This is a genomic window from Pseudomonas frederiksbergensis (assembly GCF_003732705.1).
Classification (GTDB): Bacteria; Pseudomonadota; Gammaproteobacteria; order Pseudomonadales; family Pseudomonadaceae; genus Aquipseudomonas; species Aquipseudomonas frederiksbergensis_F.
In genome coordinates this window covers 154,486-177,797 of sequence record NZ_MOBR01000004.1, presented here as the reverse complement: position 1 = coordinate 177,797, position 23,312 = coordinate 154,486, and the positions used below count along the sequence as shown (strand labels likewise).

The following is a 23,312-nucleotide window of genomic DNA, read 5'->3' as shown; positions in this document are numbered from 1 at the left end:
ACGCTCCGCGTGGGAATGCATCCCGTGACGCTCCGCGTCACATCGCAAGCGGAACGCGGAGCGTCCCTGGCGACATTCCCACGCAGAGCGTGGGAACGATCATTCAGACTGTCTTGGCCATCCGGCTGGCGATCAGCGCCCAGCCAAACAACAACACACACACAATAATCAACGGCCACGAACGCCATCGCAGATACGGCGTCAGGTTGTGCATCGGCACCACTTCGCCATACAGAATCCCGCGTTCGAACTGCGGAATCTGCGCCGTGATCTGCCCGAACGGGTTGATCAAACCGGTCACGCCGTTATTGGTGGCGCGGATCATCCAGCGACCGGCCTCCAGTGCGCGCATCTGCGCCATCTGCAAATGTTGCAGCGGGCCGATGGATTTGCCAAACCAGGTGTCGTTGCTGATGGTCAGCAGCAAATCGCTGCGAGCGGCCAGGCTGGCGGCGAATTCCGGGTAGACCACTTCATAGCAAATGAACGGTGCAATCTGATAACCCTTGGCTTGCAGCATGGCCTGATCGGCCGGCCCGCGGGCAAAGTCCGACATCGGCAGATCGAAGAACGCAATCAGCCCGCGCAACACATCCTGCAACGGAACGTATTCACCGAATGGCACCAACTTCTGCTTGAGGTACGTGCCATCACCTTCACCGACCACGGTGATGCCGTTGAAGAAGCGTCGTTCGTGACGGACTTCCTGGCGAATCGGTACGCCGGTAATCAGCGCAGTCTTACGTTCTGCGGCGAAGTTTCCCATCATGCTCAGGTAGCCCTCGGCGGACTCCTTGAGCACCGGTACCGCCGTTTCCGGCCAGATCAGCAAGTCGACCCGCTTGGAGCTGAAGCTCATGTCGCGGTACAGCGCCAACTGCGCGTTGAGCTGCGCCGGGTCCCATTTCATGCTTTGTTCGATATTGCCTTGGATCGCCGCGACACTCAGGGCTGGGCCGGCCGGACTGGTCCAAGCGTGGTCCTTGAGTGCAATGCCCGCGATCCACGGTCCGGCCAGCAGCACAACGCCAGCGGCAATAAACCCTTTGCGACCCGTGCGGATCAGCCGAGGAGCGTTCCAGATCAGCGCTGCCGTCAGAGCCAGCGCGAAGGAAATCAGCCACATCCCGCCAACTGGCGCGAGCCCGGCCAAGGGGCCGTTGAGTTGGCTATAACCGGAGTAGAGCCACGGGAAACCGGTGAGGAACCAGCCGCGAAACGCTTCCTGGCCGACCCACAACGCGGCAAATGCCAAGGCATCGGCCAGCGGCGCTTCGTTTCGGCGCAACCAACGCGCCCAGATCCAGGCGGGCAGGGCAAAGAACCAGGCAATCGCCGCCGTGAAGATCAGCATCAGGAAACCGGCCAGCAGCACCGAAGCGCCGCCGAAGTTGTGAATGCTGTAGTAGATCCAACTGGTGCCGGCGCCAAACAGGCCGAAACCGAAACACCAGCCACGACCCAGAGCCTGACGTGGGCTCAGTTCACGTAAACCGGCATAGAAGAAGCCGACCGCCAGCAATGCCAGCGGCCAGATATCGTACGGCGCCAACGCCAGGGTAGTGATTGCGCCGGCCACCACGGCCAGCAGATTACCGGGCCAGCCGGGGCGGGTTACGCGGAGCATGTCAATCCTTAGCGGGCAATTGGAGTCAGGCGCAACAAGTGAATCCGACGGCTGTCAGCATTCAAGATGCGGAAACGATACGGCCCGATTTCAGTGATTTCGTTGCGTTTTGGCAAGTGCCCGAACGCGCTCATCACCAGGCCGCCCACCGTGTCGAACTCGTCGTCGGAGAATGTGCTGTCGAAAAACTCGTTGAAGTTTTCGATCGGTGTCAGCGCCTTGATCAGGAAGTCACCGCTGGGCAGTGGCTTGATGTAGCTGTCTTCTTCGACGTCATGCTCGTCTTCGATGTCGCCGACGATTTGTTCCAGCACGTCTTCGATGGTGACCAGACCGGCCACACCGCCGTATTCGTCGATGACGATGGCCATGTGGTTGTGGTTGGCGCGGAACTCGCGCAGCAGCACATTCAGGCGCTTGGACTCCGGCACGAAGGTGGCCGGGCGCAGCAGGTCCTTGATGTTGAAGCTGTCGCCGTTCTCCTTGAGGATCAACGGCAGCAAGTCCTTGGCCAGCAACACGCCCATCACGTCATCGTGGCTTTCGCCGATCACCGGGTAGCGGGAGTGGGCCGAGTCGACCACGGCGGGCAGGAACTCGCGGGGTGTCTGAGTCGCCTTGATGCTGACCATTTGCGAGCGCGGGACCATGATGTCCCGTACTTGCAGGTCTGCAACCTGGATGGCGCCTTCGACGATGGCCAGCGCTTCGCTGTCCAACAGTTTGTTCTGGTGTGCGTCGCGCAGCAGCTCCAGCAGCTCCTGGCGGTTCTTCGGCTCGTGGGCAAAAGCCTGGGTGAGCTTACCCAGCCATGACTTCTGCCCGTTGCTCGATCGATCTTCGCTCATAGCGATTACTCTGAATCCTTTGTTGTAACGATAGGGGATGTTTCGGTTTCGTCGTCCGCGTAAGGGTCGGGATAGCCCAACTCGGCAAGCAACGTTCGTTCCAGTGCTTCCATTTCCTCGGCTTCCTCGTCATCTATATGGTCGTAACCAAGCAGATGCAAGCAACCGTGAATGACCAGATGCGCCCAGTGGGCCTTTAGTTCCTTGCCTTGTTCCGCGGCTTCGCGCTCGACCACTGCCACGCAGATCACCAGATCGCCCAGCAGTGGAATGTCGAGAAACTCATCGGGGACATCGGCCGGGAACGACAAAACGTTGGTGGCGTAGTCTTTCTGCCGCCAAGTGAAGTTGAGTTCGCGAGCTTCTTCTTCATCGACCAAACGGATGGTCATCTCGGAATCGGCAGTGCGCTGGCGCAGGGCCAGTTCGCACCAGTGGCGAAACTCGGCTTCGCTTGGCGCAGGTGCTTCGGTGGCCAGTTGCAGATCAAGCTCAAGCATCGTGGCGTTTATCCTTGGGCGCTTCATCGGCGACGCGATTTTCGAAACGCTCGTAGGCTTCGACAATGCGTTGCACCAGCGGATGGCGCACGACGTCCTTGGGCTTGAAGTGGGTGAAGCTGATGCCCGGCACGTCCTTGAGCACTTCGATCACATGGTGCAGCCCGGACTTGGTGCCTTTCGGCAGGTCAACCTGGGTGATGTCACCGGTGATGACGGCGGTGGAGCCGAAGCCGATCCGGGTCAGGAACATCTTCATCTGCTCGACGGTGGTGTTCTGGCTTTCGTCGAGGATGATGAAGCTATTGTTCAACGTGCGACCGCGCATGTAGGCCAGCGGCGCAACCTCGATGACCTGGCGCTCAATGAGCTTGGCCACGTGTTCGAAGCCGAGCATTTCATAGAGCGCGTCATAGAGAGGGCGCAAGTACGGGTCGATCTTCTGCGACAGGTCGCCGGGCAGGAAACCGAGCTTTTCACCGGCCTCAACCGCTGGGCGCACCAACAGGATGCGGCGAATCTGCTCGCGTTCCAGCGCGTCTACCGCGCAGGCAACGGCCAGATAGGTCTTGCCGGTACCGGCGGGGCCGATGCCGAAATTGATGTCGTTACCGAGGATTTCCTTCACGTAGCGCAGTTGATTCAAGCCGCGAGGGCGAATCGTGCCTTTTTTGGTGCGCAGGGTGACGGAGGGTTCGCCGGGGGAGACGTTGTCCAGCTCTTCGACGGCAGATTCCTGCAGGAACAGGTGAACCGTATCCGGCGACAAATCGGTACCTTTGGTTTCCCGGTACAGACGGCGGATCAGGTTTTCTGCGGAAGTGGTGTGCTTGGGTTCGCCGATCAGCTCGAACTGGTTTCCGCGATTGCGGATCTCGATGGTCAGGCGCTGTTCGATCAAGCGCAGATGCTCGTCGAATTGCCCGCACAGATTGGCGAAGCGGCGAGCCTCAAAGGGCTCGAGGATGAAACGATGTGGTTCGATGGGTGCGTTCAAGGTCGTATTTAGCCGCCCTGGGGCAATTAAGATGAAATCAAGGATAACGCCAGAGGGCTGGGTGCGAAAGCTCTTAAATAACCAACGTCTGACACCGCCCTTGTAGGAGCGAGGCTTGCCCGCGAAGGCTGACTGACATTCACCAGATGAGTTGTCTGTCATGACGCCTTCGCGAGCAAGCTTTGCTCCTACAGGTAATCGGGTGTTATTGGATCAGCGAGCCCCGCAACGAGTGCGGTTGTGCGGCATCAATGTGCACATCGGCGAACTGGCCGATCAGGGTTGGATTGTCGCAGCGGAAGTTGACGATACGATTATTCTCGGTCCGGCCTTGTAGCTCGCCGGGGTCTTTTTTCGAATAATCGGTAACCAAAATGCGCTGGGTCGAACCGACCATTTGTCGGCTGATCTCGAAACCCTGCTGGTTCAGGCGATGTTGCAGCGCGTTCAGACGTTCTTTTTTCAACGCTTCCGGCGTCTCGTCAGCCAGGTCGGCGGCCGGAGTGCCCGGGCGTTGGCTATAAACGAACGAGTAGGAGAAGTCGAAGCCGACGTCTTCGATCAGCTTCATGGTCTGTTCGAAGTCTTTCTCGGTCTCGCCCGGGAAGCCGACGATAAAGTCCGAGCTGATGCAGATCCCCGGCACGGCGGCGCGCAGCTTGCGCAGTTTGGATTTGTACTCCAGCGCGGTGTGGTTGCGCTTCATCGCCGACAGAATCCGGTCCGAACCCGACTGCACCGGCAAGTGCAGGTGTTTCACCAGCTCCGGTACATCGGCGTGGGCCTGGATCAGGCTGTCGGAGAACTCCAGCGGATGCGAGGTGGTGTAGCGAATCCGGTCGATGCCATCGACAGCCGCGACCACGCGGATCAGTTCGGCGAGATCCGCCAGGCGCCCATCGTGAGTGGTGCCGCGATAACCGTTGACGTTCTGCCCCAGCAGGGTCACTTCACGCACGCCGTTTTCGGCGAGGTGGATGATCTCGGCGATCACGTCGTCGAACGGACGGCTGACTTCTTCACCGCGGGTGTAGGGCACCACGCAGAAGGTGCAGTACTTGCTGCAGCCTTCCATCACCGGCACATAGGCGCTCGGCCCGTCGATGCGCGGCTCGGGCAAGTGGTCGAATTTTTCGATTTCCGGGAACGAGACGTCCACTTGCGGCAGCTTGGTAGCGCGGGCGGCGTCGATCATTTCCGGCAGGCGGTGCAAGGTCTGCGGGCCGAACACCACATCCACGTACGGCGCGCGATCGCGGATGGCCGCGCCTTCCTGGCTGGCCACGCAACCGCCGACGGCGATCACCATGTCCGGGTTGGCGAGTTTCAGTTCACGCCAGCGGCCGAGCTGGGAATACACCCGGTCCTGGGCGCGTTCGCGGATCGAGCAGGTGTTGAGCAGGATCACGTCGGCATCTTCAGCGCGAGCGGTGACTTCCAGGGCCTGGTGTTCACCCAGCAAGTCGACCATGCGCGAGCTGTCGTACTCGTTCATCTGGCAACCGTGGGTTTCGATGTAAAGCTTCTTGGCCATGGACAGAGTCATCACGTGATTCAAAGAACCGCGCATTATAGGGAACATGTCCCAAGGTTCCTACCGTTGTGCGTCCGGCGGCTATGCTATAGTTCGCGCCCTCATTTTTATCCCCAATGTGTTGCCCGCCCACCATGACCAAACGTGAAGCCCCAATCTACAAGGTGATTTTCCTCAACCAGGGCCAGGTGTACGAAATGTACGCCAAGCAGATCTATCAAAGTGATCTGTGGGGCTTCCTGGAAGTGGAAGAGTTCGTCTTTGGCGAGCGCACGCAAGTGGTCGTCGATCCGAGCGAAGAGAAACTCAAGGCTCAGTTCGAGGGCGTGGTGCGCAGTTTTGTGCCGATGCATTCGATTGTGCGCATCGACGAAGTCGAACGCCTGGGCACACCGAAAATCAGCGAAGCCCGTGGCGCGGTCGGCAATGTGATGCCGTTTCCGATGCCGATGCCTGATAAGTAAGACCACGTCGCTCCCTTCGCGGGCAAGCCTCGCTCCTACAGATACGTGTCGTTTTCACGGCGTACATCAAACCTGTAGGAGCGAGGCTTGCCCGCGAAAGCGTCAGAAGAGGCGAAGGAGATTTAAGGCAGTGGCGAGAAAGGCGTACGCCCATCCGCGCTCTGCAATTCCATCAGATATTTACGGAAGATTTGCCCCAGCACCTGGGTAGCGACTTCCAGATCTTCGCGGGGCATTTTTTCGGCGACTTCGTCGGCAGTGTCCAACGCATCTTCTGCGCCGTTGACCGCGGCCATTTTCAGCACAATGTACGCCTGAACGTTATTGGCCGGCACGCCTTCGCCGTGGAAGAACATGGTGCCGAGTTTGAATTGCGCCTGGGCATGGCCTTGCAGCGAGGCTTTTTCGAAGAATTTCAAGGCTTTATCGAGATCGCGCGGCGTGTTTTTGCCGTCGTAGTAGAACTCACCCAACTCGTATTGCGCTTGCGCATCCCCTTCATCCGACGCTTTCTGGCAGGCGGCAAGCGCTTGCGTCAGGTCTTGCGGCTGAGTATTGAGGGTGCAGCGACCCATCGCTGGGATCAACAACGAGTTGCCGCCTGCTTGTGCGTGCGCGAGCAGGGGCTGAAGGAGCAACAGGCAGCCCAATGCAAGGGTGCGGCCGGTGCGGTTCATGGGAATCGACTTACCTCTGAAGGGCGCGCGGACCCATCGAGGGATCCAATAAGCGCGCATTATGAAATAAGCAGGGCCAACCTTACAAAGTCTTTACTCGTTTTTCTGCTGCGCGGGGAATATATCGCCCACTTTGGGGGGGATTATTGGCACAAGGGTAGGAAAAGACGCAGGAATGTAGGTAAAAGCTGACGCTGGCAATCGCCAACGTCAGCGGCACAGCATTATTTCAGCGCGGCGAAAGCGCGTTCAGCGGCATCCAAAGTCAGTTTCAACTCGGTTTCGCCGTGAGCGATCGAGGTGAAACCGGCTTCGAAAGCGCTCGGCGCCAGGTACACGCCACCTTCCAGCATTAGGTGGAAGAAGCGCTTGAACAGGTTGGCGTCGCTGGACATCACGTCATCAAAGGTCACGATGTCGTCGGCACCGCTGAAGTACAGGCCGAACATCCCGCCCGCCTGAGTGGTCACGAATGGAATACCTGCGGCGTCGGCGCGCTGTTGCAGGCCGTCGAGCAGGCGAGCGGTGTAATCGCTCAACTCGGCATGGAAGCCCGGACGGCTGATCAGGCGCAGAGTGGTCAGGCCGGCGGCCATGGCCAGCGGGTTACCCGACAAGGTGCCTGCCTGATACACCGGACCCAACGGCGCGATGTGCGACATGATTTCGCGTTTGCCGCCGAAGCAGCCGACTGGCATACCGCCACCGATGATCTTGCCGAAGGTGCTCAAGTCCGGCGTCACGCCGAAGTGCGCCTGGGCGCCACCGAGTGCCACGCGGAAACCGGTCATCACTTCGTCAAAGATCAGCACCACGCCATGCTTGTCGCACAGGGTCCGCAGGCCTTCGAGGAAACCCGGCGCCGGCGGTACGCAGTTCATGTTGCCGGCCACTGGCTCGACGATGATGCAGGCCACGGTCTGGCCGACTTCGGCGAGCATGGTTTCTACGGCGTCGATGTCGTTGAACGGCAGGGTCAGGGTGTGTTTGGCGAAGTCGGCAGGGACACCCGCCGAACTCGGTACGCCCTGAGTCAGCAGGCCGGAACCGGCCTTGACCAGCAGGCTGTCGGAGTGACCGTGGTAGCAGCCTTCGAACTTGATGATGGCGTCGCGGCCGGTGAAACCTCGGGCCAGGCGAATCGCACTCATGGTCGCTTCGGTGCCGGAGCTGACCATGCGCACCATTTCCATCGACGGCACGATCGAGCAGACGAGGTCGGCCATTTCGGTTTCCATCGCGGTCGGAGCGCCGTAGGACAAGCCGTGTTCCAGCTGTTTACGCACGGCGTCGAGCACGTCCGGGTGGCTGTGGCCGAGGATCATCGGGCCCCAGGAGCCGACGTAATCGACATAGCGCTTGTCGTCTTCGTCGGTGACGTAGGCACCTTCCGCGTGTTTGAAGAACAACGGCGTGCCGCCCACGCTCTTGAACGCGCGAACCGGCGAGTTCACGCCACCGGGAATGTGTTTTTGGGCATCGGCAAACAGGGTTTCGGAACGAGACATGATCGGGCTCTCAAATCGGATTTTAAGCTACTTAATAGAAAGCAGTTCGTTGAAGGCGCGGGCGCGGCGGGTGACTTCAGCCGTGCTCTCGGCGCCAAACAGGCCATGCACCACCGCCAGCAGATCGACGCCGTGGGCCACCAGTGGCGCGGCGTTGTCCAGGGTGATGCCGCCAATCGCGCAGATCGGCAAGTGCAATTTGCTGCGGGCCTGGTCGAGCAGATCGAGGCTGCAGGTCGGGGCGCCGGGTTTGGTATTGGAATTGAAGAAGCGGCCGAAGGCGACGTAACTCGCGCCTTCCTTGGCGGCTTGTTCGGCGAGTTCGAGTTGCGCGTGGCACGTCGAACCGATAATTGCCTGGCGACCAAGCAGCGCGCGGGCCGGGGTCAGCGGGCCGTCGGTCTGGCCCAAGTGCACGCCGACGTTCAGGCGCGCAGCCAGTTCGGCGTCGTCGTTGATAATCAGCTGAGTCTTGTAGCGCTCACACAAATCCCGCAAGGCTTCGGCCTCGCGCAAACGTCGGGCCTCGTCGCTGCTCTTGTCGCGGTATTGCAGCAGGGTGACGCCGCCTTCCAGCGCCGCCTCCACGTACGAAAGAAATTTACCGGCCAGCAACTGGCTATCGGTAATGGCGTACAGGCCACGTAGTTTCATCGGACAAGCCTCGGCGCGTTACGCATCAAAAGTCAGGAACAGAAATCCAGCGGCAGGCGGCGCGGCACGAACTGGCCTTTGCCCAGTTGCTCGGCATCCCGCAGGGTACGCCACGTGTAGTTAAGCGCGGTCTGCACGGCGCTGGCGAGGTTTTCGCCCTGGGCCAGACGACCGGCCAACGCGCTGGCCAGGGTGCAACCGGAACCGTGATAGCTACCGGGCAAACGCTGGCAGGTAAAGGTTTCGCGGCGACCATCACGGCTGTACAGGCGATTGTGGATTTCGTGTTCGTCGCCATGGCCGCCGGTGATCAGCAGGTGTTTGACGAAGGGCAGGAGTTTTTCAGCGCACTCGTCCGCGGTGCCTTCGGGCAGTTCGGCGAGGATGCGGGCTTCAGGAAGGTTCGGGGTGGCAATGATCGACAGCGGCAGCAGGCGTTCGCGCATGGCGTAGCCGACTTCGTCCTTGCCCAGGCGTCCGCCGCCACCGGCACGCAGCACCGGGTCGCAGACCACTGGCAAGTGCGGGTGCGCCGAGAGCAGTTCGACCACGGTGTCGACCATCTCCAGGGAACCGAGCATGCCCAGTTTGACGGCCGCGACTTCGGAGTCGTTGAGCACCGCGTTGGCCTGGGCCAACACCCACTCACGGTCGAGGACGCGGAAATCCGTGACGTTGACCGTGTCTTGCACGGTCAGGGCAGTGACGGCCGGGGCCGCATGACAACCCTGGGCGAGCAGGGCTTCGATATCTGCCTGCAAGCCGGCGCCACCACTTGGGTCGTGGCCGGAGAGACAGAGGACAACGGGGCGAGAGCTGTAGATATTCATGGTGCGCGAGCTTACCACCAAAGCTGTTTTTTCGGGTGCAGTGACATCAGGAATTGCCGATACCGTGTGGCGAGGGGGCTTGCCCCCGTTCGGCTGCGAAGCAGTCGCAAACCTGCAGACGCGGTGTTCCAGGCAGAAGGCAAATGGGGGCGCTTCGCACCCCAACGGGGGCAAGCCCCCTCGCCACAAAGGTTCAGTGGCTCGGGATCATTGTCACATTCTGACCAGGCAAACAGCTCTATCTCAATGCGTGGCGCTGGAACGCCCGTTCTAGAGCCTCTACAGGAAAAATTTCAATGGTGCTCAATGGCCATCAACGGCTATGCTAGAGTGGATCCAAACCAATAACAGGTAATACCGGTTTTACGTCTACTCAAAGGGAATGGGGGGCTTCCTGACAGAACCGGACAGGCCACGCTGGGGCTTAAATGCGCTATTTGCTGATGTTGCTGTTGTGCTTGCCCCTCCTGGCGAGCGCCGTTGAATTTGACGAATCCACCCAAAGCCTTCCCCTGGGTCGAACCCTGCAGGTGTACGAAGACGCGGGCGGTCAGGCGAGCATCGCCGATGTCCGTGCGCAAGCCGCCGCCGGCAACTTCAAGACCCACGATAAAGCCACCCTCAACGCCGGCTATTCGCGTTCGGTGTTCTGGCTGAAAATCGACCTGCACTACCGCCCGACCAATGCGCAGGCGCAACGGACCTGGTTGCTGGAACTGGCTTATCCGCCCCTCGATCACCTTGATCTGTACCTGCCCGATGCCGGCGGCGACTATCAACTGATCCGCCGCACGGGCGATGCGCTGCCGTTCGCCAGTCGCGAGATCCGCCAGAACAACTACCTGTTCAACCTGAACTTCAAACCCGACCAGGCGCAAACCGTGTACCTGCGCCTGCAAAGCGAAGGCTCGATTCAGGCGCCGGTGACCTTGTGGTCGAGCACCGCTTACCTGGAAGAACAGCCGGTGCGTCTTTATGTACTGGGGCTGATCTATGGCGTGTTGCTGGGGATGGTGGTCTACAACCTGTTCATCTACCTCAGCGTGCGCGACACCAGTTACCTCTATTACATCTTCTATATCGCCTCGTTCGGTTTGTATCAGCTGTCGGTGAATGGCGCGGCGGTGGAGTATTTCTGGCCGAACAACCCTTGGTGGGCCAACGCGGCGACACCGTTCTTCATCGGTTGCGCCGGGCTGTTCGGCAGCCAGTTTGCCCGCAGCTTCCTGCAAACCGCGCAACACAGTCGCTGGCTTGATCGCCTGTTGCTGGGGTTGATCGCGTTTGGTGCGGTGGTGATCGGCTTGTCGCTGATGACCAGTTATGCCCTGGCCCTGCGCCTGGCAACGGCCCTGGCGCTGATCTTTACCGTGGTGATTTTTGCCGCCGGGATCTTCGCCTGGGCACGCGGCCTGAGGGTGGCGCGTTATTTCATCATCGCTTGGTCGGCGTTTTTGCTCGGTGGCGTCGTCAATACGCTGATGGTGCTGGGTTATGTGCCGAACGTGTTCCTGACCATGTACGCCAGCCAGATCGGTTCGGCGATTGAAGTGGCGCTGCTGTCCCTGGCCCTGGCCGATCGCATCAACGCCATGCGCGAGCAACAAGCGCAAACCTTGTTCGACGCCGGGCAGAAGCTGGAAGTGCTCAACCAGCAACTGGCCCGCAGTAACAAGCTCAAGGACGAATTCCTCGCGACGCTGACCCATGAGCTGCGCACGCCGATGAACGGGGTAATCGGTTCGTTGGAGTTGATGCAGACCGTCGAGATGGACCCGGAGCTGGAGCAATACCAGCAAACCGCCGCCGGCTCGGCCCGGGACATGATGCGCATGGTCAACGGCATTCTCACCCTGACCGAGTTGCAGGCCGGCAAGCTCAAGGCTTACCCGGACACCTTCAGCCTGCGCGGCGTGGTCGAGGCATTGCGCGTGCAGTTCGAAGGCAATGCGTCGAGCAAGTCGCTGGACCTCAAGGTCGAAGTGACACCGGGGCTGCCCGATCGCCTGCTCGGCGACAGCAGCAAACTGGCGCAATGCCTGGAATGCCTGCTGGACAACGCGATCAAGTTCACTCGGGTCGGCGGTGTTGCGCTGCGGGTGACCGGTCAGACGATGGAGAAGGGACGGCTGGCGCTGTCCTTTGCGGTGATCGACACCGGCATCGGCTTTACCGACCTGGGGGAGGCGACGATGTATCAGCGTTTCTTCCAGCTCGACGGCTCGATGACCCGCGAATACGGTGGCCTGGGGGTTGGTCTGGCGATTTGTCGGCAACTGGTGGAATTGCTCGGTGGACGCCTGACCCATCGCTCCGAACCGGGGCGCGGCAGTCGTTTTCAACTGGATGTCGAGGTTGAATTGCCGGTGGTGGAACCGGCGCCTGCGCCCTCGATGACCCGGGATGCCTCGCGTCTGCGCCGGCCTCAAGACTGCACCGTGTTGTTGGTGGATGACAACAGCATCAATCAACTGGTGATGCGCGGGATGTTGCTCAAGCTCGGGTTCCGGGTGCGATCCGCCGACAGCGGCGCGGCCGCACTCGATCATTTGCAGCGCGAGACTTTCGATGCGGTGGTGCTCGATTGTCAGCTGCCGGCTCAGGACGGCGCGTCCCTCTGCTGCCAGATCCGAGGCTTGCCAGGGTGCGCCGAGTTGCCCGTGTTCATGGTTGCCCTGAGCGTTGATCGAGAGCACTGCCCGACCGGCGCGCTGATCGATTACCTGAGCAAACCGGTGAAATTCGAGGATTTGCAGGCGGCGCTCTATCGTCGCGTGCTCTGTCCGAAACAAGGTGAAAGCGCCGACATTTAGGCAGGTATGACACTTTGTTCAGCCAAGGGCCGGTGCTTAACTGATGCCCTGGCTGACCAAAGGAGCCCCGTCATGAACCTGCATCAGTTCGCCGAAACCCACGAAGTCACCAACCAGCCACCGTCCCTGGACGGCACCAACCTCTATCGCATCGACCTGCCATTGCAGGAGTGGTCGCGACGCTTTGGCGCCGGTTGGGCCGAGTCGCGGATCGACGCGTACGGCGCACTGGCCGGCGGGCCGCTGATGGAAGCCGGGTTCCTGGCCAATCAGAACAAACCGGTGTTTGTCAGTCACGACCGTTATGGTCATCGCATCGACCTGGTGGAATTTCACCCGGCCTATCACGAGCTGATGCGCACGGCGGTCGAACACGGGTTGACCTCATTGCCTTGGGCACATCCGCAATCCGGCGCCCACGTTGCGCGAGCCTCCATGAGTTACCTGCACAGTCAGGCCGAGGCCGGCAGCGGTTGCCCGCTGACCATGACCTTCGCCAGCGTCCCGGCGATGCGCCTGCAACCGGATCTGGCCGAACAGTGGCTGCCGAAAATCCTCGCCACCGAATACGATCCGCGCAACGTCGGCATGGCCCACAAGGCCGGTGTCACCATCGGCATGGCGATGACCGAGAAACAGGGCGGCACCGACGTCCGGGCCAACACCACCAAGGCCTATCCGGTGGGCGCCAGCGGTCCGGGCCAGGCCTATGAGCTGGTGGGGCACAAGTGGTTTTGTTCGGCGCCGATGTGCGATGCGTTCCTGACCCTGGCCCAGACGGACAAGGGTTTGACCTGTTTCCTGCTGCCGCGCCATCGCCCGGACGACACGCGCAATCAGTTCTACATCCAGCGTCTGAAAAACAAACTCGGCAATTGCTCCAACGCCTCCAGCGAAGTGGAGTTCCGTGGTGCGCTGGCGTGGATGATCGGCGAAGAAGGCCGGGGCGTGCCGACCATCATCGAAATGGTCGCCATGACCCGCTTCGATTGCATGGTCGGTTCCAGCGCGCTGATGCGCCAGGCCCTGACCCAGGCCAGCCATCACTGCGCCCACCGCACGGTGGGCGGCAAGTTGCTCAGCGAACAACCGTTGATGCAGAACGTTCTGGCCGACCTGGCCCTGGAAAGCGAAGCGGCCCTGGCGCTGAGCCTGCGCATGGGCAAGGCGCTGGATCATCTCGATGACAGCCATGAAGCCAAATTCGCCCGGTTGGTCACGGCGGTGGGCAAATACTGGATCTGCAAACGCGCGCCGGGAATGATCAACGAAGCTGCCGAATGCATGGGCGGTGCCGGTTATGTCGAAGAAAGCATCCTGCCGCGTCTGTACCGGGAGGCGCCGGTGAATTCGACGTGGGAAGGTTCCGGCAACGTGCAATGCCTCGATGTGCTGCGGGCCTTGTCGAAAGAACCGGGTGTGCTGGATGTGCTGTTCAGCGAATTGGGCGATGGGCACGGCGACAAACGCTTGGCCGCGCACATCACTCAATTGCAGGCGGCGTTCAAGGACACCAGCGACATTCAGTATCGTGCGCGGCAGCTGACCGAGGATATTGCGCTGGGGCTTCAGGCCAAGTTGCTGCTGGAGGCGGGGAATGCGGCGGTGAGTGATGCCTTTATTGCCAGTCGCCTCGGCTCCGCCGGTCGGGTGTATGGCGCGTTGCCGCGTGGGCTGGATGTCGAGGCGATAGTCGCCCGCTCGACCCCGATTGTATAAACGACCCAGATCCCCTGTGGGAGCGAGCCTGCTCGCGAATGCGGTAGGTCAGCCACATTAAGGTCGACTGACACACCCTCTTCGCGAGCAGGCTCGCTCCCACATTTGAGTCCCGGGTGATCACGATATTTGTGTATCAGCACACCACTGTTCCCGTCAGACGACGATGCAGGCAAGATGAAGGTCTGCAAGTCAGAACACAGGAAGCTGATCGTGACCGAAGCGTTTATTGTTGTTCAAACCGCCGAACAAGCCGTAGACCGGCTCGCCGTCCTGCATGAGCAGGCTACTTCTGCGCTGAATCAAGCGCTCAAGCGTTACCTCAAGGATCGAGTCGAACCGACCGCCGAACAGCGGGCGATGTTTCGTTATCCCGAATTGCGCTTGACCTACCTCTGCCAGGGCGAAGTCCCGCAGACCACCCGCGCCTACGCCAAGGTTCAGTTGCCAGGGACCTACAGCGTCACCGTCACCCATCCGGCGGCGTTTCGTAAATACCTGCTGGAACAACTGGTGCCATTGATGCACGACTTCACCGTCACGGTAGAAGTGGGCGTCAGCAAACAAAACATTCCGTATCCGTACGTGGTCGAGCAGGGCGATGAATTGGCCGGTTCCGGCGTCACCGCCGCCACGCTGGCGCGGGTGTTTCCGAGTACCGATCTGTCCGCCGCCACCGACGGCATCGCCGATGGCTTGTACGACTGGGAAAACACCGATCCGCTGCCGTTGGCGCTGTTCGATGCGGCGCGGGTGGATTTCTCCCTTCGCCGTTTGGTGCATTACACCGGCAGCGACTGGCGCCATGTGCAGCCGTGGATTCTGCTGACCAACTACCACCGCTATGTTGACCAGTTCATCGTCCATGGCCTGGAGCAGTTGCGCAGCGACCCGCGTTTTGTGCGCATGGTGCTTCCGGGCAACGTGATCATCGAAAAGAGCATGGACCACGGCGAAGCCTCGGCGATTGCCGCCGGCGTGGTCTGGCACCGTTACCAGATGCCGGCCTATCACCTGATCGCCAGCGATGGCCACGGCGTGACGTTGGTGAACATCGGCGTCGGCCCGTCCAACGCGAAGAACATCACCGACCACTTGGCGGTGCTGCGTCCGCATTGCTGGCTGATGATCGGCCACTGCGGCGGCCTGCGTCAGTCCCAGACCATTGGCGACTACGTGCTGGCTCACGCGTATATGCGCCGCGACGGGATTCTCGACCGGGTGGTGCCGCCGAACATTCCGATCCCGGCCCTGGCCGAAGTGCAGATGGCGTTGCAGCAAGCAGCAGCCAACATCACCGGCGAGAAGGGCGACGAGCTGAAAAAACGCCTGCGCACCGGCACCGTGCTGACCTACGACGACCGGAACTGGGAATTGCGCTGGGCCCAGGAACGCCCGCTGATCAACCTGTCTCGCGCCGTCGCCGTAGACATGGAAAGCGGCACCATCGCCGCCCAGGGTTATCGCCTGCGGGTGCCGTATGGCACGTTGCTTTGTGTTTCGGACAAACCGCTGCACAGCGAAATCAAGCTGCCGGGTTCGGCCAATGCCTTCTATGAACGCGCGGTCAGCCAGCACTTGAAGATCGGCATCGAGGCGGTGGATTTGTTGCGCACCGAACTCAACTCGTTGCACTCGCGCAAACTGCGCAGCTTCGACGAGCCGCCGTTCCGCTGATTCGCGATGGTCATTTGACGGTCAGGGCACTAGCATTGTCAGCCCTGACCGTTAGATGTTCCTTTCCTCATGTCGCGTCCTCCACGTCCCGTTTCCCGCCGCCCTGGCGCGAATCCTCCGCAATCCGCCCCGCGCCGTGTCGCCAAAGCGCCGCCGGCTGAGCCGAAATTGATTCTGTTCAATAAACCGTTCGATGTACTGACGCAATTCAGTGACGGTGAGGGGCGGGCGACGCTCAAGGATTACATCGAGATTCCCGGTATCTACCCGGCCGGACGACTGGACCGTGACAGCGAAGGCTTGTTGCTGCTGACCAACGACGGCCAGCTTCAGGCACGAATCGCCGACCCGAAACACAAACTGGCCAAGACCTATTGGGTGCAAGTCGAAGGTGAGCCTAGCGCCGAGCAATTGCAGCGCTTACGTGATGGCGTCGAGTTGAACGATGGCATGACCTTGCCCGCCGAGGCGCGGCAACTTGAAGAGCCGCAACTGTGGCCGCGCAACCCGCCGGTGCGCTTTCGCAAAAGCGTGCCCACGAGTTGGCTGGAACTGGTGATTCGCGAAGGTCGCAATCGGCAGGTGCGGCGCATGACAGCGGCAGTTGGCTTGCCGACGTTGCGTCTGGTGCGGGTCAGGATCGGCGACTGGACGATCGAAGGGCTCGATCAGGGCCAGTGGAAGGAAGTGCCGGCGCGGTTATGACTGGTTTTCGATGTAAGCGATGACCACGCTTTTGATGATGAACGCGAAGATCCCCAGGCCCAGCACGAAGAACAGAATCATGGTGCCGAACTTGCCGGCCTTGGATTTCTTCGCCAAATCCCAGACGATGAAACCCATGAAAATGATCAGGATGCTGACCAGGCCAGTCATCATCCACTCTTCGAATACTGCAGGATCCATCGAACATCTCCAGCGCGGGCGGGGCTAAAAGGGCCGGGCGAGTATACGCCTATGGGCAATGGCTGGGCATTGACCTGCGTCGGTGTGTCGCGGTCATTGGTCGCCCGGACACTGATCGTTCCCACGCTCTGCGTGGGAATGCAGCCAGTGACGCTCTGCGTCACGATTCAAGAGCGGAACGCGGAGCGTCCCGGGAGGCATTCCCACGCGGAGCGTGGGAACGATCAGCAACTCGATCAACTGCGCAGATGAGTCAGCGGCAATTCAGTGCTGTTCAATACCTGATTCAACACAAAACTCGAGCGCACGCTGGTCACCCCTTCAATCCGGGTCAAATGCCCCAGCAGCAGCTTTTGATAGTGATCCATGTCCGGCACCACCACCTTCAGCTGATAATCCGCATCCATCCCCGTCACCAGGCTGCATTCCAGCACCTGCGGCAAGGTCCGGATCGCCGCTTCGAAATTCTCGAAACGCTCGGGCGTGTGGCGGTCCATGCCGATCAACACGTAAGCCGTGAGGCTCAGGCCGAGCATCTTACGGTCCAGCAAGGCCACCTGGCGTGAGATGTAGCCGTCGTCTTCCAGCTGTTTGACGCGGCGCGAGCAAGGCGAAGGTGACAGGCCGATGCGTTCGGCCAGCTCCTGGTTGGAGATGCGCGCGTCGCGCTGCAATTCCGCCAAAATGCTCAGGTCGTAACGGTCGAGTTTGCTCATCAATCAGTCCTTTGTCGTAACTATTGCGGTGGATTATCTATCCAGGGTTAAAAATTGCGCAAGTGATGTTTATTTGAGCAATCTTCGCAATCCTCTGCTGGCGCCCCAGGCCTATTCTTATTACCAGAATCACTGCTCGGACAAACAGTCCACAGCGACTCGCCCAACCAGGCCAGTCGCGGCCGCCACCCCCACCGGGGATGTGCCGGCCCCCGAGCTACACACTGTCCAGAAGACGGCGTGAGGTGAGCCGACGTCATAAGCGTCGAGCACGGACGAAGTTCTCAAAGGGAGGCCGACGGGTCTCCCTTTTTTATTGCTCAATAAATAAGTTGCGTGACTGATAACCTGTTGCAGAACCGGCCTGTGCTTTTCCAGTCTTACGTACAGGCCCTAACCCGCAGTGAGGAAAAGCATGAAGTCGCGCATCTGGCGTTTGGCCGGTGTTGGTTTGCTGTGTGTAAGTGTCACTGCGCAATCGCTGGCCGATGAGCCGCAGAACCGTGGTCCCGAAGGCGTACCGCACGGGCGGGATCATGAGCGAAATGATCAGGGCCATGGTGGCAACAACCAGCCACGCCCGCAGAACAACCCACAACAGAATAATCAGCCGCGGCCGCAGAACAACCCGCAGCAGAATCAACCGCGCCCGCAGAACAACGAAGTGATTCGTGGCGACAACAGTCGTCAGTTCGAGCACAACGGCCAGAATCAAAACGGCCAGTGGCAGAACCGCCAGCCCCGCGATGCCAACACGCAGGTTCGACCTGCACCGCCTCCGCCGCAATTACCTGCCAACAGTTTGCCAATCCAGGGCCGGCCCGACACCGTGCGCCAGACCCAGGAACCCCGGCAGGGTTACTATCGTGACGAGCCGCGGCGCAACGACAACAACCAGCACTGGCAGGCCGGCAACCAGGGTTCACATCCCAATGACCATCGCTGGGAAGGTCGCCCGAACGGGCATGGCAACGGTTGGGGCCCCGGCCCGCAGTATCGTCCCGGCCAGATGGTCGATCGCTTCCCGGATCGCAACTTCCGCGTGCCGTATCGCGGGCAGGACTACTTCTATTCCGGCGGCTACTGGTATCGTCCGCAAGGTCCGCGCTACGTAGTGGTTCAGCCTCCGCGTGGGATTCGCGTGCACTACATGCCCGATTACGCCCGTGAAGTGTGGATCGGCGGGGCGCTGCTATTTCTCGCCGCCGGCTCTTACTACGCCTACGAAGAAAGTACTCAGGATTACGTCGTGGTCGAACCGCCGACGGGCGCCCCACAACCGCAACCGACCAGTAATGGCATTGATGTGACGGCATATCCGGCCAACGGCCAGTCGCCGGAGCAGGTCGCCCAGGACGGTTACGAGTGCTCGCAATACGCGGTGCAGCAAAGTGGCTTCAATCCGCAAACCGCGACCTACCAACCGGATCCGTCGGTGGTGCAAGCCTACCGCCAGGCCCAGGGCAACTGCCTGAGCAGTCGCGGTTATCGGGTGGAATAGAGGCAGCTGCAAGTTCCAAGCTTTGAGCCGCAAGCTTGGAGCTTAAAGCTTGCCGCTTGCCGCTGCTCTTATCGGATCTGCGTGCACCAGCACTTCGGCTCGCGGGTAAGCGGCGTGAATCGCATCGGCGGCTTGATCGCTGATGCCGTGGGCGACTGACAGCGTCAGCTCCCCCGGTAATTCCAGGTGCAGCTGCACAAACCAATGGTTACCGGAAATCCGCGTGCGCAAATCATGCGCGCCCAACACGCCCGGAACACCGCAGGCCAGTTCCAGCATGTGCTGGCTGACATCCGGCGGCAGTTCTTCATCCATCAGCACCGCAAAACTTTCCCGGGCGATCTGCACCGCGCTCCAGAGGATGTACACCGCAATCCCCAGACCGAACCAGGCATCCAGCGAATGCCAGCCGAACCCGGCCAGCACCAACGCCACCAGGATGCTGCCGTTGAGCATCAGGTCGGAACGGTAATGCAGGGAGTCGGCGCGCACGGCATTGGAGCCGGTGGCCTTGATCACCCGATGCTGCAACATCAGCAACGCCACGGTCAGTGCGAGGGAAAAGATGATCACCCCGATGCTAATCCACGGCGCGCCCACCGGTTCCGGATGCTTGAGTCGCTCAATCGCCTGCAACGAAATCAGCACCGCACTGCCACCGATAAACAGCGCCTGGGCCATGCCCGACAGCGATTCGGCCTTGCCGTGACCATAACGATGATCGTCATCGGCCGGGCGCAAGGCGTAATGCACCGCCAGCAGGTTGAGCAATGACGTGATGCCGTCGAGGGCCGAGTCGGTCAACCCGGCGAGCATGCTCACCGAACCGCTCAGCCACCAGGCAATTGCTTTGGCGATGATCAACGTGCAGGCCACCGCCACGGAGGCGCGGGTCGCCAACCGCAGCAGGCGAGCGTGTTCGAGGCTGGTGGTCATAGGTGCGGCTTTTCCTTTTTAGTGCACGGATTACGCGGCAGGTTGCAGACCGAACATGGCCAGTTGCTGGCTGCTGCCCTTGTGCTGGATCAGGCGTGGGTCGTCGAGCGGGAAGCTGCGGCCCAATTCGGTTTCCAGAATAGTCTGCAACTTGCGGTTATCGACCTGGCCATCCGGGCCGATCGCTTGCTTGAGTTTTTCCGGCGCGACCTGGGCAGTCTTGCCCGGCTCGAAATAAATTGCGCCGGTTGCGAAGTCGACGGCAAACGCGATCAGGCCGGGGACGATGTAGAACAGCAGGCCCACGGCATCGAGCACCGCGATCGCCGGGTCGACCTTGCCGTCGATCTGGCCGCGACGGTCAGGGTAGAAAATCGAACCGCAGGCGGTCACCTGGGTCAGCAGGGTGGCGACCAGAACACCGCCAATCAGGCGAAAGGGGATACGCATATGAAATCTCCTGGGTCATCTAGAAACGAAGCGTTGTCGATATGAATTAGGACCGCGACAAACACTGGGCAGTTCGCCGTTATACTCGCGCCGGCAGGGCGTGCCCACAGTAAATTGCGGCCGCGTCTCACCCCCACTGGAATAGCTGAGGATTGATGTTGTTTTTTCCAGATCGACAACGTGTAACGGCTAATGAATTTTTTGGGGGTTCGGCCCTCCGGGCTGAAACTGTGGACGTGCCATGCTGCGTTGCAGGACTTGGCAAGGAAACGACCCTTACCTGCGTCCCGCGCCTTGCCTGGCACGCCCACAGTTTCAACGCGACTCGCAATTTACTGTGGGCACGCCCTGGGGAGCCAGCATGATTTCTTTGCCGATCGATGAAGTTTTACCGGCCATGCGTGAAGCCTTGGCGACACGTCACGAAGCCGTGCTCGAAGCACCGCCCGGCGCCGGTAAAACCACCCGCGTGCCGTTGGCCTTGCTCCACGAGCCGTGGCTGGCCGGGCAGACGATTCTGATGCTCGAACCCCGTCGGCTGGCGGCGCGGGCGGCGGCGGAGCGTCTGGCCAGTGAGTTGGGCGAAAAGGTCGGCGAAACCGTTGGCTATCGCATTCGCCTCGACAGCAAAGTCGGCCCCAACACCCGCATCGAAGTGGTCACCGAAGGCATTCTCACCCGGCGTTTGCAGGATGATCCGGCGCTGGACGGCGTGGGGCTGCTGATCTTCGATGAATTCCATGAGCGCAGCCTCGACGCGGATCTGGCGTTGGCCCTGAGCCTCAACGGTCGGGAGCTGTTTCGCGAAGACCAGCCACTGAAAATCCTCTTGATGTCGGCCACCCTCGAAGGCGAACGCCTGGCCGGGTTGCTCGATGACGCGCCGATCCTGCGCAGCGAGGGCCGCATGTACCCCGTGGCGATGCGCTGGGGCCGGCCGTTCCAGCCCGGTGAATTTATCGAACCGCGCGTGGTGCAAACCATTCTCGAAGCTTTGAATGATGAAACCGGCAGCGTCCTGGTGTTCCTGCCGGGGCAGGCTGAAATCCGTCGCGTACATCAACAATTGGCCGATGCGTTGGGTGCGAGCACGCAGGTTCTGCTTTGCCCGTTGCACGGTGAACTGGATCTGGCCGCACAACGCGCCGCGATTGATCCGGCACCGGCAGGCTTTCGCAAAGTGGTGCTGGCCACCAATATCGCTGAGACCAGCCTGACCATCGACGGTGTGCGGGTGGTGATCGATGCCGGGTTGGCGCGGGTGCCGCGTTTCGACCCAGGCAGCGGCATGACCCGTCTCGACACCCAGCGCATCTCTCGGGCCAGCGCCACTCAGCGTGCCGGCCGGGCCGGACGCCTGGAGCCGGGGGTGTGTTATCGGTTGTGGTCGCAGGATCAGCATGAACAACTGGCGGCCTACGCCAGTGCGGAAATTCTTTCGGCGGACCTCGCCGGGTTGGCCTTGCAACTGGGGCGTTGGGGCGTGACACCGGGTCAGTTGGTCTGGCTCGACGTGCCGCCTGCCGCGGCTTATGCACAGGCTCAGGATTTGCTGGAGCGCCTCGGCGCACTGGACGGCGAAGCGTTGACCCGTCACGGCCAGGCCATGGCCGAACTGCCGGCGCATCCGCGTATCGGCCATTTGCTGTTGCGCGGGCAGGCGCTGGGGCTGGCGGACATGGCGTGCGACGTCGCGGCGCTGTTGGGCGAGCGCGATATCTTGCGTGGCGCCGGGGCGGACCTGCACAGTCGCCTGGTGCTGTTGTCCGGCGAAGAGCGCGCCGCGCGTGGTGCCCAGGGCGGTGTGCAACGGGCCCGGCAATTGGCGCGTCAGTATCGCGGCTACTTGCGCGGTACAGCCTCGGAACCGGTCAGCGATCCCGATCATCCGCGCTGGCTCGGCGCGTTGCTGGCGTTGGCCTATCCGGATCGGGTCGCGCAACAGCGCCGGGCTGGTGGCGCGGAATATCGTCTGGCCAATGGTCGGGCGGCGTTGTTTGCCGAGGCTGACAGTTTGATGAAACAACCCTGGCTGGTGATCGCCGATCTCGGCAGTCGCCAGGGCCAGCGTGAAGAACGGATTTATCTGGCGGCGGATTTTGATCCGGCGCTGTTCGATTCGGTATTGGCCGAGCAGGTGCGCAACGTCGATCAACTGGATTGGGATGAACGTGAAGGCGTGCTGCGGGCCGAGCGCCAGCGCAAGGTCGGTGAATTGATCCTCAGCCGTGAACCCCTGACCGGTCTCGACGAAACCGCCCGCAGCCAGGCGCTGGTCAATCTGGTGCGGCGCAAAGGTCTGGAGCTGTTGCCGTGGACACCGGAGTTGCGCCAGTGGCAGGCGCGGGTGGCGTTGTTGCGGCAGCTTGACCTTGCGGCCAAGGGTGAAAGTGAATGGCCGGATGTCAGCGACGCTGCGCTACTCAAAAACCTGGAACATTGGCTGATGCCGTACCTGGGCAAAGTCTCACGACTCAGTCACTTCGCCAACCTGGACCTGTCGAGCATCGTGCATAACCTGCTGCCGTGGCCATTGCCGCAACGGCTCGATGAGCTGGCACCGCATCATCTGAGCGTGCCGTCCGGGTCATCGATTCGCCTGGACTACAGCGAGCAGCCGCCGATTCTGGCGGTGCGTTTGCAGGAACTGTTTGGCCTGGCTGAAACCCCGCGAATCGCTGGTGGTCGGCAAGTGGTCAAGTTGCACCTGTTGTCCCCGGCGCGGCGGCCGGTGCAGGTGACCCAGGATCTGGCGAACTTCTGGCGCAGCACCTATGCCGAGGTGAAGAAGGATTTGAAAGGGCGGTATCCGAAGCATTATTGGCCGGATGATCCGCTGGTGGCCGAGGCGACTGCGCGGATCAAACCGCGTAAGTAATGATGATTTTTTAAGGGTGAGGTTTTTTGTGGCGAGGGGGCTTGCCCGCGTTGGACTGCGCAGCAGTCCCCTGTTTC

The 23,312-nt window shown here is 60.9% G+C and carries 20 protein-coding genes; 7 read left to right on the top strand and 13 right to left on the bottom strand.

Features of this window, described 5'->3' with window-relative positions; genetic code table 11:
- Nucleotides 1-103: 103 nt before the first annotated feature.
- The 5 genes from lnt to miaB all read right to left on the bottom strand — a co-directional run bounded on the left by lnt (nt 104) and on the right by miaB (nt 5,506).
- Nucleotides 104-1,627 carry an apolipoprotein N-acyltransferase gene (gene lnt / locus BK667_RS02995; RefSeq protein ID WP_123596759.1) on the bottom strand — a complete coding sequence of 508 codons (1,524 nt, stop codon included), beginning with the start codon at nt 1,625-1,627 and terminating at the stop codon, nt 104-106.
- 8 nt (nt 1,628-1,635) lie between these two features.
- Nucleotides 1,636-2,475: a CorC family transporter gene (locus tag BK667_RS02990; protein ID WP_123404581.1), complete on the bottom strand. Its 840-nt coding sequence runs from the start codon at nt 2,473-2,475 to the stop codon at nt 1,636-1,638.
- 5 nt (nt 2,476-2,480) lie between these two features.
- Nucleotides 2,481-2,975 carry an rRNA maturation RNase YbeY gene (ybeY, locus tag BK667_RS02985; RefSeq protein ID WP_123596758.1) on the bottom strand — a complete coding sequence of 165 codons (495 nt, stop codon included), beginning with the start codon at nt 2,973-2,975 and terminating at the stop codon, nt 2,481-2,483.
- Nucleotides 2,968-3,972 (bottom strand): PhoH family protein, encoded by a 1,005-nt coding sequence (locus BK667_RS02980; protein ID WP_123596757.1) that lies wholly within the window; start codon nt 3,970-3,972, stop codon nt 2,968-2,970. Before BK667_RS02980 ends, ybeY begins: the two co-directional genes overlap by 8 nt.
- A 205-nt stretch (nt 3,973-4,177) precedes the next feature.
- On the bottom strand, nt 4,178-5,506 hold the full coding sequence (gene miaB, locus BK667_RS02975) for a tRNA (N6-isopentenyl adenosine(37)-C2)-methylthiotransferase MiaB (RefSeq protein ID WP_185058165.1): 1,329 nt from the start codon (nt 5,504-5,506) through the stop codon (nt 4,178-4,180).
- 134 nt (nt 5,507-5,640) lie between these two features.
- On the opposite strand from miaB, the gene BK667_RS02970 reads away from it, so the two are divergent.
- Nucleotides 5,641-5,970 carry a DUF1820 family protein gene (locus tag BK667_RS02970; RefSeq protein WP_045062075.1) on the top strand — a complete coding sequence of 110 codons (330 nt, stop codon included), beginning with the start codon at nt 5,641-5,643 and terminating at the stop codon, nt 5,968-5,970.
- 122 nt (nt 5,971-6,092) lie between these two features.
- Here BK667_RS02970 and BK667_RS02965 read toward each other — a convergent pair whose 3' ends face one another.
- The 4 genes from BK667_RS02965 to BK667_RS02950 all read right to left on the bottom strand — a co-directional run bounded on the left by BK667_RS02965 (nt 6,093) and on the right by BK667_RS02950 (nt 9,639).
- Nucleotides 6,093-6,647 (bottom strand): tetratricopeptide repeat protein, encoded by a 555-nt coding sequence (locus BK667_RS02965; protein ID WP_123596755.1) that lies wholly within the window; start codon nt 6,645-6,647, stop codon nt 6,093-6,095.
- 224 nt (nt 6,648-6,871) lie between these two features.
- Nucleotides 6,872-8,155 carry a glutamate-1-semialdehyde 2,1-aminomutase gene (gene hemL / locus BK667_RS02960; protein WP_123509872.1) on the bottom strand — a complete coding sequence of 428 codons (1,284 nt, stop codon included), beginning with the start codon at nt 8,153-8,155 and terminating at the stop codon, nt 6,872-6,874.
- A 27-nt stretch (nt 8,156-8,182) separates the two neighbouring features.
- On the bottom strand, nt 8,183-8,809 hold the full coding sequence (gene thiE / locus BK667_RS02955; RefSeq protein ID WP_123596754.1) for a thiamine phosphate synthase: 627 nt from the start codon (nt 8,807-8,809) through the stop codon (nt 8,183-8,185).
- Between the two features lie 32 nt (nt 8,810-8,841).
- Entirely contained in the window at nt 8,842-9,639 is a 798-nt protein-coding gene (locus BK667_RS02950; RefSeq protein WP_027924276.1) for a hydroxymethylpyrimidine/phosphomethylpyrimidine kinase, read from the bottom strand.
- Between the two features lie 428 nt (nt 9,640-10,067).
- Here BK667_RS02950 and BK667_RS02940 point away from each other — a divergent pair, with 428 nt between their 5' ends.
- The 4 genes from BK667_RS02940 to BK667_RS02925 all read left to right on the top strand — a co-directional run bounded on the left by BK667_RS02940 (nt 10,068) and on the right by BK667_RS02925 (nt 16,553).
- The gene (locus BK667_RS02940) at nt 10,068-12,452 is read left to right on the top strand and encodes a hybrid sensor histidine kinase/response regulator (protein WP_123596752.1); all 2,385 of its coding nucleotides are present in this window, start codon (nt 10,068-10,070) and stop codon (nt 12,450-12,452) included.
- A gap of 72 nt (nt 12,453-12,524) precedes the next feature.
- Nucleotides 12,525-14,171, top strand: coding sequence for an acyl-CoA dehydrogenase family protein (locus BK667_RS02935; RefSeq protein ID WP_123596751.1), 1,647 nt, complete (start codon nt 12,525-12,527; stop codon nt 14,169-14,171).
- Between the two features lie 177 nt (nt 14,172-14,348).
- Nucleotides 14,349-15,848: an AMP nucleosidase gene (gene amn, locus BK667_RS02930; protein ID WP_185058164.1), complete on the top strand. Its 1,500-nt coding sequence runs from the start codon at nt 14,349-14,351 to the stop codon at nt 15,846-15,848.
- A 69-nt stretch (nt 15,849-15,917) separates the two neighbouring features.
- On the top strand, nt 15,918-16,553 hold the full coding sequence (locus tag BK667_RS02925; RefSeq protein WP_123509866.1) for a pseudouridine synthase: 636 nt from the start codon (nt 15,918-15,920) through the stop codon (nt 16,551-16,553).
- On the opposite strand, the gene BK667_RS02920 is transcribed toward BK667_RS02925, so the two are convergent.
- Together BK667_RS02920 and BK667_RS02910 are read right to left on the bottom strand one after the other, a co-directional pair.
- A complete protein-coding gene (locus BK667_RS02920; protein WP_123404607.1) occupies nt 16,548-16,754 on the bottom strand; it encodes a DUF2788 domain-containing protein in 207 nt (68 codons plus the stop codon). The genes BK667_RS02925 and BK667_RS02920 overlap by 6 nt on opposite strands.
- A gap of 236 nt (nt 16,755-16,990) precedes the next feature.
- Nucleotides 16,991-17,470: an Lrp/AsnC family transcriptional regulator gene (locus BK667_RS02910; RefSeq protein ID WP_007937367.1), complete on the bottom strand. Its 480-nt coding sequence runs from the start codon at nt 17,468-17,470 to the stop codon at nt 16,991-16,993.
- Between the two features lie 415 nt (nt 17,471-17,885).
- Here BK667_RS02910 and BK667_RS02905 point away from each other — a divergent pair, with 415 nt between their 5' ends.
- Nucleotides 17,886-18,971, top strand: a complete 1,086-nt coding sequence (locus tag BK667_RS02905) for a DUF6515 family protein (RefSeq protein WP_123509865.1) — start codon at nt 17,886-17,888, stop codon at nt 18,969-18,971.
- 42 nt (nt 18,972-19,013) lie between these two features.
- Here the strand turns inward: BK667_RS02905 and BK667_RS02900 are convergent, their stop codons facing one another.
- Both BK667_RS02900 and pmcY read right to left on the bottom strand, forming a co-directional pair.
- Nucleotides 19,014-19,907 carry a cation diffusion facilitator family transporter gene (locus BK667_RS02900; RefSeq protein WP_123509864.1) on the bottom strand — a complete coding sequence of 298 codons (894 nt, stop codon included), beginning with the start codon at nt 19,905-19,907 and terminating at the stop codon, nt 19,014-19,016.
- 30 nt (nt 19,908-19,937) lie between these two features.
- Nucleotides 19,938-20,357, bottom strand: coding sequence for a periplasmic Zn2+ metallochaperone PmcY (gene pmcY / locus BK667_RS02895; RefSeq protein WP_123596749.1), 420 nt, complete (start codon nt 20,355-20,357; stop codon nt 19,938-19,940).
- A 361-nt stretch (nt 20,358-20,718) separates the two neighbouring features.
- Here pmcY and hrpB point away from each other — a divergent pair, with 361 nt between their 5' ends.
- Entirely contained in the window at nt 20,719-23,235 is a 2,517-nt protein-coding gene (gene hrpB, locus BK667_RS02890; protein ID WP_123596748.1) for an ATP-dependent helicase HrpB, read from the top strand.
- Nucleotides 23,236-23,312: the final 77 nt, after the last annotated feature.

Coding starts and splice junctions, on each gene's coding strand:
- BK667_RS02925 (WP_123509866.1), top strand. CDS start 15,918: ATGTCGCGTCCTCCACGTCCCGTTTCCCGCCGCCCTGGCGCGAATCCT.
- hrpB (WP_123596748.1), top strand. CDS start 20,719: ATGATTTCTTTGCCGATCGATGAAGTTTTACCGGCCATGCGTGAAGCC.
- BK667_RS02905 (WP_123509865.1), top strand. CDS start 17,886: ATGAAGTCGCGCATCTGGCGTTTGGCCGGTGTTGGTTTGCTGTGTGTA.
- ybeY (WP_123596758.1), bottom strand. CDS start 2,975: ATGCTTGAGCTTGATCTGCAACTGGCCACCGAAGCACCTGCGCCAAGC.
- BK667_RS02940 (WP_123596752.1), top strand. CDS start 10,068: ATGCGCTATTTGCTGATGTTGCTGTTGTGCTTGCCCCTCCTGGCGAGC.
- BK667_RS02970 (WP_045062075.1), top strand. CDS start 5,641: ATGACCAAACGTGAAGCCCCAATCTACAAGGTGATTTTCCTCAACCAG.
- BK667_RS02935 (WP_123596751.1), top strand. CDS start 12,525: ATGAACCTGCATCAGTTCGCCGAAACCCACGAAGTCACCAACCAGCCA.
- thiE (WP_123596754.1), bottom strand. CDS start 8,809: ATGAAACTACGTGGCCTGTACGCCATTACCGATAGCCAGTTGCTGGCC.
- BK667_RS02990 (WP_123404581.1), bottom strand. CDS start 2,475: ATGAGCGAAGATCGATCGAGCAACGGGCAGAAGTCATGGCTGGGTAAG.
- lnt (WP_123596759.1), bottom strand. CDS start 1,627: ATGCTCCGCGTAACCCGCCCCGGCTGGCCCGGTAATCTGCTGGCCGTG.
- hemL (WP_123509872.1), bottom strand. CDS start 8,155: ATGTCTCGTTCCGAAACCCTGTTTGCCGATGCCCAAAAACACATTCCC.
- miaB (WP_185058165.1), bottom strand. CDS start 5,506: ATGGCCAAGAAGCTTTACATCGAAACCCACGGTTGCCAGATGAACGAG.
- BK667_RS02965 (WP_123596755.1), bottom strand. CDS start 6,647: ATGAACCGCACCGGCCGCACCCTTGCATTGGGCTGCCTGTTGCTCCTT.
- amn (WP_185058164.1), top strand. CDS start 14,349: ATGAAGGTCTGCAAGTCAGAACACAGGAAGCTGATCGTGACCGAAGCG.
- BK667_RS02950 (WP_027924276.1), bottom strand. CDS start 9,639: ATGAATATCTACAGCTCTCGCCCCGTTGTCCTCTGTCTCTCCGGCCAC.
- BK667_RS02900 (WP_123509864.1), bottom strand. CDS start 19,907: ATGACCACCAGCCTCGAACACGCTCGCCTGCTGCGGTTGGCGACCCGC.
- BK667_RS02910 (WP_007937367.1), bottom strand. CDS start 17,470: ATGAGCAAACTCGACCGTTACGACCTGAGCATTTTGGCGGAATTGCAG.
- pmcY (WP_123596749.1), bottom strand. CDS start 20,357: ATGCGTATCCCCTTTCGCCTGATTGGCGGTGTTCTGGTCGCCACCCTG.
- BK667_RS02920 (WP_123404607.1), bottom strand. CDS start 16,754: ATGGATCCTGCAGTATTCGAAGAGTGGATGATGACTGGCCTGGTCAGC.